This window comes from Pengzhenrongella sp. (assembly GCF_036565025.1).
Classification (GTDB): Bacteria; Actinomycetota; Actinomycetes; order Actinomycetales; family Cellulomonadaceae; genus Pengzhenrongella.
Genome location: NZ_DATCNW010000129.1, coordinates 1 through 10,170, shown reverse-complemented (window position 1 = coordinate 10,170; position 10,170 = coordinate 1). Strand labels below are relative to the sequence as shown.

Sequence of the window (10,170 nt, the reverse complement as noted above, 5' to 3'; positions counted from 1 at the left end):
CCGGTACCGGGTCGTGCGCCTGCTCGAGCTGTCGGGCCGCGCCCGCGCCCCGCGCCGCGGCCCGCGGCTGGCGATCCAGGACCACCGCAGCAACTGACCGCCCGAACGACTGCCGACGGCCGAATCGCTGACCGAAGACTCTCATCCGGCTGGTTTGCCCGCCGATAGGCAGAATGTGAGCCTCGGCCAGGAGCTTCAACGTGCGGCACCCACTCGATTGCTTGTGATCGACGATGCCGCCGCCGACTCGACCCTGCTCCCGATGGCGCTGCAGGACCGACTCCTTGCCACGGTCTGGATCGACCACGCAACGACGCTCGAGTCCGGGTTGGCACGGCTGAACACCGAGGCCTACGACGGCGTGGTACTGAGTGTCGGTCAACCGCACGACCAGAGCTCAGCGGTGCTCGCGCAGGTCCTGGCCAACGGGCGGGGCGCAGCGATCGTGTTCGTGACGGGCACGGACGACGCCGACCTGGCCCGCGAGGTGCTCCGGCTCGGTGCGCAGGACTACCTGGTGCGGTCGGCGATCCGAACCGATGAGCTCGGACAGTCCGTCGACCGCGCGATCGACCGCCAGCGGACGCTGCGCGAGCTGCACAACGCGCGCGACCAACAGCTCCGCGAGAAGGACCAGTTCCTCTCGCACGTCTCGCACGAGCTGCGATCGCCCCTCTCCGTCGTGAACCTGTTCGCCCAGCTGCTGCTCAGCGGCTCCGGCGGCCCGGTGCTCCCCGAGCAGCGCGAGCTCCTGACGGTGCTGAAGCGCAACGCCGGACAGCTGAAGGTGATGATCGACGACCTGCTCCAGGTGACCCGCGGCGCGACGGGGCGGTTGCGGGTGACCTGTCGCGCCCTGGCGCTGGACGAGCTGCTCGCGGAGGCGGTCGCCGCCTACGAGCCGACGGCCCTCGGTCGGCGAATCAACCTGAGTGTCACCTCCGCGGTCCTGCCGACCGTGCTCGGCGACGCGGAGCGCCTGCACGAGGTGCTCACCAACCTGATCGGCAACGCCCTGAAGTTCACGCCCGACGGCGGCGAGATCGGCATCGAGGCGGTCGTGGAGGGCGACAACGTCTGCGTCACGGTCCGGGACAACGGTCGCGGCCTGCACCCCGGCGATGAAGAACGCATCTTCGAGAAATTCATTCAGGTGAACCAGAACAGTTCCGAGAGCCGCACCGGGATCGGTCTGGGCCTCTACATCTGCCGGCAGCTCATCGAGCTGCAGGGCGGCGTCATCCGGGCGGCGACCGGTCTCAAGGTCGGCGCTGCGATCACTTTCACCATCCCCATCCTCACCCCGAACAATGACCCAAGGACTCAGAGGTAACGCCATGCCGGAAAGACTGAAGATTCTCATTGTCGAGGACGACGACGACATGAGACGCGGCCTGAGCATGCTCCTGAGAACGGAGGGGTATGACGTCGTCGTCGCGCAGGACGGCGTCGGGGCGGTGAGCGTCGCCAGGACCGAGCGTCCCGACCTCGTGCTGCTCGACCTCGGCCTCCCCGCGGGGGACGGTCTCGTCGTGCTCGAGCGCTACTCGAACCTCCCCGCACTGTGCTCCATCCCGGTTGTCGTGCTGAGCGGCCGGGACCCGCAGGAAGCCGGGCAGGCGGTCCGGAAGTTTCATGTGGCGGCCTTTCTCAGCAAGCCCGCCGAAGCCGAGGACCTCACCAGAGCGATCGAGCGCGCCCTGCTCGGCGAGATCAGCATGCCGCTCGGATCCCGCGCGGACAGCGTGCCCGCTCGTTGGACGTAGCCGACGTGAGCGCGACACCGGTCACGACACAGGCGCCGAAGGATCACAGCCGCTCACCGGCAGTGGGCTGGATCCGTCGCGTGAGTGCGGCCGCCGTCGGAACGATGGGGTTCGCCGTGCTGGTCGGGTGGTTTGCCGGCATCGACCCGCTCACCACGCTCGTGCCCGGCTATCCCGCGATGATGCCGAACACGGCCCTGGCCTTGGTCGTCCTCGCGATTGCCGTGGCGGCGCTCGAGCACGGGCCGATCGCCTCCGTGCTCGGCGGCGCGGTCGCCGCACTCTCTGGACTGACGCTCGCCGAGTACGTGTTCGGGCGCCCGTTCGGGATCGACCTCCTGCTGCCGGGGATCGACATCGACCACTACGCGGCGAGGATGTCGCCGGTCACGGCGGTGTCGCTGCTGCTGCTCGGAGTGGGCGTGCTCGTGCGGTCCTCCCGGGTGCGGCTGATGAACGGCCTCGCGCTGTCGTCGATGTGTCTGGGCTACATCGCGGTTCTCGGCTACGCCTACAGCTCCTCCCCGCTCTACACCGTGGGCGGGTACACCAGCATGGCGCTGCACACCAGTCTCAGCTTGGTGGTGCTGTCGATCGCACTCGTCCTGGCGAAACCGTCGGCGGAGCTGGCCGACCGACTGTGGGACGGTGGCAGCGCCGGAACGATGCTGCGCCGAGCCATGCCGCTGGTGATCTGCGGACCGCTGATGCTGGGCTGGCTCGGTCTGTGGGCTCAGCATCGGGGCTGGTTCGACACCAACTTCGGTGTTGCCGTGCTCGTCCTGTCCATGTCCGTTCTCGGGCTCGCCCTGAGCTGGCTGTTGGCGTCTGGGCTGCGCGAGATCGATCGGCAGCGTGAGCGCATCGCGGACGCCCTGGTCGAGGCGAACCGCACGCTGGCGGCGACCGTGCTGTATCGGACGGACGAGCTGGAACGGACGGTCGAGGTACTCAAGACCCTGGTCCGTTCAGCACCCGTGGGAATCTTGGTGTTCGACCAGTTCGGCACCCTGCTGGCGGCGAACGAGCGATGGCTGGAGCTCAGCGGGCTCACCCACGAAGAATCACGGCACGCCGGCTGGCTCGAGGCCGCACACCGCGACGACCAGGAACGCGTGCGATCGGAGTGGCGCGCGGGCATCGATGCCGGGCTGCCGTACGAGACCGACCTGTGCCTGGTGACGCCGCAGGGCCGGATCAGCTGGGTGCAGCTGACCCGTGCGCCGGTGTCCACCTCGGGAGTCCTGACCGGGCACGTCGCGAGCGTCACCGATGTGACGGCGGTGCACGTCGCCAGGGAGGAGTCCCTTGCCCTCACTGAGAGCGCGGAGCGCGCGATCGCCTTCTATGACGCCCTCCTGGCGGCCTTTCCTGACTCCGTCTTCGTCACGGACGTGGCGACCGGTGCCGTCACCTACTGGTCGCGCGACGACGACATCGTGGGCATGACCCCCGACGAGATGCGTGCCCTGGGGCCGAATGTGAACGACCTCGTCCATCCGGAGGACCGGTCGCGACTGCAGGCCGAGAACCTCGCCGCGGCAAATCTCGCTCAGGGCGAGGTGCGTTCTCTCGTCTATCGCGCCAAGCCACCCGATGGCGCGTGGCATTGGCTGAGTCGGCGCCTGACCCCCTTCCGGCGCGACGCCAGTGGCGCGGTGATCGAGGTGCTCGGCCTCTCGCGCAACCTGAGCGGTGCCGCGCGCCAGGACGAGACCCTTATTCGAGAGGCCCGGTACGACGGCCTCACCGGGCTACCGAACCGTGCGCACGCGATCGACCGGGTCGAGGTCGCACTGTCCCGCGCGGGGCACGAGAACGGGGAGATCGGGGTGTTGTTCTGCCGCCTCGATGGCCTCGCCGACCTCATGAACGGTGCCGGGCGGGCGAGCGCCGAGGAAATCCTCCTCGACACCGCCCGTCGGCTGCACAACGTGCTTCTGACCCGGCCCGAGGACACCGTCGCCCGGGTGGGATTCGACGCGTTCGTCGTCGTCGTCGAGCCGTGGAACGCAGTCCGTGCGGACGGGCACCAGCCCCGGCGCAGCCGCGACCGTTCTGTGGTGACGGGGATCGCGGACCAGGTCGCGGCGGCACTTCGCCAGACCGTGACCGTCGACGGCATCGAGCACCTGCTGACCGTCAGCGTCGGAGTCGCCTTCGCGACGGGAGTGCCCGTCGGCGGCTCGGGGCCGGTCGCCGCGTCCGACGCGCTGCGCGACGCCGAAGAAGCCCGGTCAAGCCCCGTCAGGTCGCGTTGAACGCTGCGCACCGGACTCCGGGTCCCGCGGGCGGCACTCCAGGACCACGACCGCAGTGCGGTGAGTGCTGGGTGTATGGCTGGGTGTAGCGAACGCGTACCGCTGGTGCGCTTTGGCCGCACCCAGCCATACACCCAGCCTGTACACCCGGCCTCGATAGGGTTGCCGTCCGGCGTCTTTCAGGGCGTCGAGAGTGATGAGGTCATCGTGGTTGACGGCGTGGTTGAACGCGCGAGTGCGCAGCGGACGCTGCACGACCGGCAGAACCGCCGACTGACGATCCTGGTCGTCGCGCTGCTCGCCCTGCTCGCTCTGGACGTCCTGCTCCTCGCGGTGGGTAGCCGCGCACCCGCCTGGTCGTCACCACTGCCGAGGTCCCGGATGCTGGCGTCGAGTCTGGGCCTCGGGTTCGCCGCGGGCGGGGCGGTGGCGGCGGTCCTCGCGCTGATCCTGACCACGCGCGACACGGCGTCGCGGGCGTTCACCCGGGGAATGCGACCCAAGGACCGCAAGGTCCTGCTCAAGCAGGTGGGCGGAGAGCAACCCACCCATCCGACCGACCTTGCGTTCGTGCGCGGGTACGCGCACGCGCTCGCCGGCCAGAGCTACACCCTCCTGCTCCCGCTCGCCATCGCCCTGATGTATCTGGGCATGGCGCTCGGCCGCGCTGCTCGCGGCGACCGCTGGCTCACGGCCCTCGCGGTGTCCACGCTTGCGGGCTTCGTCGTCATCGTCCTGCGCTCCGCGCGCCAGATCCGAGCCGCGCGGCGCTTCCTCGACAGGCATCCCGAACCGCAGCCTCCGACCTGATCACGGCCCGTCGTGAGCGGCCGCGGCCAAGACGTAGGGCTTCCTTCACCGGCCATCGAACGGGTCGCCGTCGCGCTCCAGGCGGTCGAGCACGTCGTCGGGGGTGAGCTGCGCGAGACCCTCGTCCGCGAGCTCGTCCCAGGTCCGGGGAGCCGCCACCGTCGGACGCTCGTTGCCGCGCAACGAGTACGGCGTGATGGTGGTCTTGCCGGGGTGGTTCTGGGACCAGTCGAGCAGCACCTTGCCACCGCGCAACGCCTTGCTCATGTTCGCCACGATGAGCTTCGGGTGCGCGGCCGCGAGCTCGTAGGCGAGGTCGTGCGCGTACTGATGGACCTCCATGACGGTCCGCCGGCCGTCGAGTGCCGCGTACAGCTGCAGGCCCTTGCCGCCCGAGGTCACCGGGACCGTGGTGAGCCCGTCGGCGCGCAACCGGTCCGCGACCACGTGCGCGACGGCGGCGCACTGCGCGAGGGCTGCCGGCAGGCCCGGGTCGAGGTCGATCACGAGCCGGTCCGGGTTGCGCACCTCCTCGTCGAGCCCGACCCGCCACTGCGGGGTGTGCAGCTCGAGCGCTCCCTGGTTCGCCGACCAGACGATCGCCGCCAGATCCTCCAGGAACGGGAACGTGAGCTCCTTACCCTCGTCGTCGGAACCGGGCGCGGCCCGCAGGACCTGCCGGCGGAGCCAGCCGGGCGCCCCGGCGGGGATGTTCTTCTCGAAGAACTTCTGGCCCGCGACGCCCTGCGGGAACCGGATCCGGGTGACCGGGCGGTCCCGCAGCTGGGGGAGCAGCACCCCGGCCACCCGGGAGTAGTAGTCGATGACCTCCGCCTTCGTCACGCCGACCGACGGGTACATGACCTTGTCCAGGTGCCCGATGCGCACCTGGCGACCGTCCACGTCGACCAGCTGACTGCCGTCGCTCGGGTTCACAGGTCCTCCCACGGATCAACGGCCACGTCGTCGCGCACGCCGCGCAGGACGGGTTGGCGAAGCCGCCCGCCGGGCGTGCGGGTCAGGTAGGTGACGTCCATCAGGACGCCGGGCTCGCACCAGCGCGCACCACGCGCGTCGATCGCGGGCACGGCTTCGGCGAACGGGCTCGACGGCCGCTCGTGCGCGCCCAGCAGGCCGGCCAGCCGGATCCCGAGCGGACCGGTCAGGCCGCTGCCCGCGCGGCCCAGGTAGCGCAGCGCTCCGGTGGCGTCGGGCGCGCCGAGCAGCACGGCCCCGAGGCGACCCGTTCCGGTCGACTCCCCGCGCCAGCCGCCGACGACGGCCGTCCGGGTGCTCCGGTGCGCCACCTTGACCCAGTCCCGCGAGCGCCGACCGGGCTGGTAGGTCGACGCGCGGCGCTTCGCGAGGACCCCCTCGAGACCGTGCTCGAGCGTCACCCGCCAGAGGTCGCCGCCGTCGTCGTACACGGGGGACAGCTGGACCCGCGCTGGCAGCTCGAGGCGTTCGAGGGTCGCGCGGCGCTCGTCGAACGAGCGTCGGGTCAGGTCGACGCCGTACAGCCGCAACACGTCGAAGACCACATAGCTGACCGGAAGTCCCTCCGCGAGCTTGCTGGCCCGGGCCGCGTCCCGCACGTGCATGCGCTCCGCGAGCGCCGCGAACGACGGGACGCCGTCGACCATCGCGACCACCTCGCCGTCGAGCACCGCACCCTGGATCCCGGCCAGCCCGGCGAGCTCGGGATAGGCCGGCGTGACGTCCCGCTCGTTGCGGCTCAGCAGCCGCAACCGGTCGCCGGTGGTGTCCGCGAGCAGCCGGACGCCGTCCCACTTGACCTCGTACGCCCACTCGGGGCCGGTGGGAAGTGCGGTCGGATCGGCCGCTCGGGTAGCGAGCATGGGCTGCACAGGTCCATCCTGCCCAGATAGACGCGTTTCGGCGCGCGAACGGGTATGTCGGCACATCGCAACGAGGAGGCGATGACGGTGCGAGCGATCTGGAAGGGCGCGGTGGCCTTCGGGCTGGTCAACGTCCCGGTCAAGCTGTACGCGGCCACCGGTGAGCACGAGGTCCCGCTGCACCAGGTGCACCGCACCGACGGCGGCCGGATCCGGTACAAGAAGACGTGCAGCGTCTGCGGCGAGCCGGTCGAGATGAGCGACATCGCCAAGGGCTACCAGACGGACGACGGCGAGCTGGTCGTGCTCACCGACGAGGACCTCGCGGAGCTGCCGCTCGCGACGGAGCGCGAGATCTCGGTGCTCGAGTTCGTCCCGGCGGACCAGGTGGACCCGATCCTGCTGGCGAAGACGTACTACCTCGAACCGGAGAAGACGGCCGCCAAGCCGTACGCCCTGCTGCGCGAGGCGCTCGTGAACAGCAACCGGATGGCCGTGGTCCGCGTCGCCCTGCGCCAGCGCGAGTCGATGGCGGTGCTGCGCGTGCGGGACGACGTGATCTGCATGCAGACCCTGCTGTGGCCGGACGAGATCCGCGCCGCGGACTTCCCGGTGCTCGACGCCGACGTGTCGGTCCGCCCGCAGGAGCTGCAGATGGCCAAATCGCTGGTCGAATCCCTCGCCGGCGACTTCGACCCGTCGCAGTTCGAGGACCGGTACCAGGGTGCGCTCGAGGCACTCATCGAGGCGAAGGTGTCGGCGGGCACGACCCAGGCGGTGCCCGCCGAGAACGCCGCTGGCAAGACGCGGGGCGGTGGGGAGGTCATCGACCTGCTCGCCGCGCTGCAACGCAGCGTCGAGAAGGCCCGGGAGGCGCGCGGCGCGAGCCCGCGGGAGGCCGAGCCAGCTCCGGCGGCGGCGGAGGTCGAGGCTCCCACGCGGGGGAGGACCCCACCCAAGGCAGCGGCCGCACGTGCGAAGCCGGCCGCGAAGACCGCGTCGAAGCCGGCCGCCAAACCAGCCGCCAAACCGGCAGCCAAACCGGCAGCGAAGCCGGCAGCGAAGGAGGCGGCCGCGACGGGAACCGCGGCCAAGGGAGCCGCCCGCGCGAAGGAGACCACCGCCCGGAAGACCGCGGCGAAGACCGAGGCGCCGGTCGAGGCCACCGGGACCGAGACGGCAGCCAAGACGCGGACCACCACCCGCCGTCGCGCGTCCTGATCCGCGGCCCGGACGATGGCGGAGCGGACCGCGCGCGAGGCGCAGGAGGATGCGATCGCGACCCTGAACCGGATCGCGTTCCTGCTCGAACGGGCGCAGGCGACGTCGTACCGCAGCGAGGCGTTCCGGCGCGCCGCGAAGACCGTCGCGGGAACCGACCCGGAGCGGCTGCGGGCGCTGGCCGGCTCCGGTGGCCTGTCGGAGCTGCCCCGCGTGGGGGACCGGACCGCGAGCGTGATCGCCGCCCGGCTGCGCGGGGAACCGTCCGAGTACCTCGAGGGGCTCGAGCGGGCGGCGGCCTCGCCGGCGTCGGGCCCCAGGGCGGCGCTGCGCGACTCCCTGCGCGGCGACCTGCACTCCCACACCGAGGCCAGCGACGGCCACAGCCCGCTCACGGACATGGCGCTGGCCGCGATGGAGCTCGGGCATGACTACCTGGCCATCACGGACCACTCGCCGGGGCTGACCGTCGCGCACGGCCTGAGCCCGGCCCGGCTGCGCGCCCAGCTCGACCAGATCGCGGCGCTCAACTCGTCTCTCGAGACCGCGGGTTCCGCGTTCCGGGTGCTCACCGGGATTGAGGTCGACATCCTCGAGGACGGCTCGCTCGACCAGGAACCCGACCTGCTGGCCGCGCTCGACGTCGTGGTGGCGTCCGTGCACTCCAAGCTCCGGTCGGAGTCCGGTCCGATGACGCGCCGCATGCTGGCCGCCGTCGCGAACCCGAACGTGGACGTGCTCGGGCACTGCACCGGACGTCAGCTGATCGGGCCCCGGAAGCGCCCCCCGAGCAGCTTCGACCACGAGGCCGTGTTCGCGGCGTGCGCCCTGCACGACGTCGCCGTGGAGATCAACTGCCGACCGGACCGGCTCGACCCGCCGCACGCGCTGCTCCAGATCGCCGTCGACGCCGGTTGCCTGTTCTCGATCGATACCGACTCGCACGCGCCGGGGCAGCTCGACTGGCAGCTGGTCGGGTGCGAGCGCGCGGCCCAGCACGACATCCCGGCCGCCCGGATCATCAACACCTGGCCACTCGAGCGGATGGTGGCGCGCGGGAAACGATCCGGAAGCGCGGCGGACCCACCTCTGGGGGTGCGATGAGGGTCGCCGTCGTCGGTGCGAGCGGGAACGTCGGGACCGCCCTGCTGCGGCGGTTCGCCGGCGACGGCACGGTCACGTCGGTGGTCGGGATCGCACGCCGCCCGCCGCCGGCGACCGCTCTGTCCACCGGCGATCTGCCCGCGCCGTACGACGTCGCGAGCTGGGTCGGGTGCGACATCGCGTTCCCCGGGCCGGACGAGCCCGTCGTCGAGCGCCTCGCGACCGCCCTGGCCGGGGCCGACGCCGTCGTGCACCTCGCGTGGGCCATGCACCCGAGCCACGACCACGTCGCCATGCACCGCACGAACGTGATCGGCGCGCGCCGGGTGGCCGAGGCCGCCCTGCTCGCGGGCGTGCCGCACTTGGTGGTCGCATCCTCGGTCGGCACGTACTCCCCGGCGCCCGACGACGTGCCGCGCGACGAGCGCTGGCCGATCGAGGGCGTGCGGAGCTCGGGGTACAGCCTGGACAAGGTCACCGTGGAGCGCGGCCTGGACGAGATCGAGCACCTGCACCCGCGCCTGGTCGTGGCACGGGTGCGGTCCGCGCTGGTGTTCCAGCGTGCGGCTGGGCGCCAGGTCACCCGCAACTTCCTCGGGCGCCTGGTGCCCACCCGACGACTCGCCCGCGAGCTCCCGACGCTGCCGTGGCCGCGCGGGCTGCGGCTCCAGGCGGTGCACGCCGACGACCTCGCCTCGGCGTACCGCGAGATCGTCGTGCGGCGCCAGCGCGGCCCGTTCAACATCGCGGCCGACGACGTCCTGCACGCCGCCGACGTCGCGGGCCTCGTGTCCGGCGGCCGGTACCGGGAGGTGCCGCCGGAGCTCGCGCGGGCCGTCGTCGCCGCGGCCTGGCACGCCAGGATCGTCCCGGTGAGCCCGGGGTGGGTCGACCTGGCGGGCGCGGTTCCCGTGCTGGACACCGGCCGGGCGGCGCACCTGCTCGGGTGGCACCCGGTGCACTCGAGCCTCGAGAGCCTCGCGGAGGTGCTGGCCGGCATCGCGGAGGGCGCGGGGAACGCGAGCCCGCCGTTGCGCCCGCGGCGAGGGGTGCTGCCCCGCTACGGCTGACGAACTGAACGCCGTAACGTCCGAACACGTAACGTCCGAGCGCTGACGTCCTATAGGACGTCAGCGCTCGGACGTTGCG

Annotated in this window: 9 protein-coding genes; 7 read left to right on the top strand and 2 right to left on the bottom strand. The window is 71.6% G+C overall.

The window, feature by feature from the left end; all coding sequences use genetic code 11:
- Positions 1–223 precede the first annotated feature (223 nt).
- The 4 genes from VIM26_RS07210 to VIM26_RS07195 all read left to right on the top strand — a co-directional run bounded on the left by VIM26_RS07210 (position 224) and on the right by VIM26_RS07195 (position 4,837).
- A complete protein-coding gene (locus VIM26_RS07210; protein ID WP_331949671.1) occupies positions 224–1,333 on the top strand; it encodes a HAMP domain-containing sensor histidine kinase in 1,110 nt (369 codons plus the stop codon).
- A 4-nt stretch (positions 1,334–1,337) separates the two neighbouring features.
- On the top strand, positions 1,338–1,766 hold the full coding sequence (locus VIM26_RS07205; RefSeq protein ID WP_331949670.1) for a response regulator: 429 nt from the start codon (positions 1,338–1,340) through the stop codon (positions 1,764–1,766).
- Positions 1,767–1,846: 80 nt separating this feature from the next.
- Positions 1,847–4,027, top strand: a complete 2,181-nt coding sequence (locus tag VIM26_RS07200; RefSeq protein WP_331949669.1) for a PAS domain-containing protein — start codon at positions 1,847–1,849, stop codon at positions 4,025–4,027.
- Between the two features lie 207 nt (positions 4,028–4,234).
- Positions 4,235–4,837 (top strand): hypothetical protein, encoded by a 603-nt coding sequence (locus tag VIM26_RS07195; protein WP_331949668.1) that lies wholly within the window; start codon positions 4,235–4,237, stop codon positions 4,835–4,837.
- A 45-nt stretch (positions 4,838–4,882) separates the two neighbouring features.
- Here the strand turns inward: VIM26_RS07195 and ligD are convergent, their stop codons facing one another.
- The gene (gene ligD / locus VIM26_RS07190) at positions 4,883–5,773 is read right to left on the bottom strand and encodes a non-homologous end-joining DNA ligase (protein ID WP_331949667.1); all 891 of its coding nucleotides are present in this window, start codon (positions 5,771–5,773) and stop codon (positions 4,883–4,885) included.
- A complete protein-coding gene (locus VIM26_RS07185; RefSeq protein ID WP_331949666.1) occupies positions 5,770–6,696 on the bottom strand; it encodes a DNA ligase in 927 nt (308 codons plus the stop codon). The genes ligD and VIM26_RS07185 overlap by 4 nt, the downstream gene beginning before the upstream one ends.
- Before the next feature lie 81 nt (positions 6,697–6,777).
- Here VIM26_RS07185 and VIM26_RS07180 point away from each other — a divergent pair, with 81 nt between their 5' ends.
- Genes VIM26_RS07180 through VIM26_RS07170 form a run of 3 tightly spaced genes read left to right on the top strand, consistent with a single transcriptional unit; the run spans position 6,778 to position 10,091 of the window.
- A complete protein-coding gene (locus VIM26_RS07180; RefSeq protein ID WP_331949665.1) occupies positions 6,778–7,917 on the top strand; it encodes a Ku protein in 1,140 nt (379 codons plus the stop codon).
- A 15-nt stretch (positions 7,918–7,932) separates the two neighbouring features.
- The gene (locus VIM26_RS07175; protein WP_331949664.1) at positions 7,933–9,021 is read left to right on the top strand and encodes a PHP domain-containing protein; all 1,089 of its coding nucleotides are present in this window, start codon (positions 7,933–7,935) and stop codon (positions 9,019–9,021) included.
- Positions 9,018–10,091, top strand: a complete 1,074-nt coding sequence (locus tag VIM26_RS07170) for an NAD-dependent epimerase/dehydratase family protein (protein ID WP_331949663.1) — start codon at positions 9,018–9,020, stop codon at positions 10,089–10,091. The genes VIM26_RS07175 and VIM26_RS07170 overlap by 4 nt, the downstream gene beginning before the upstream one ends.
- The last annotated feature ends 79 nt before the right edge of the window (positions 10,092–10,170 follow it).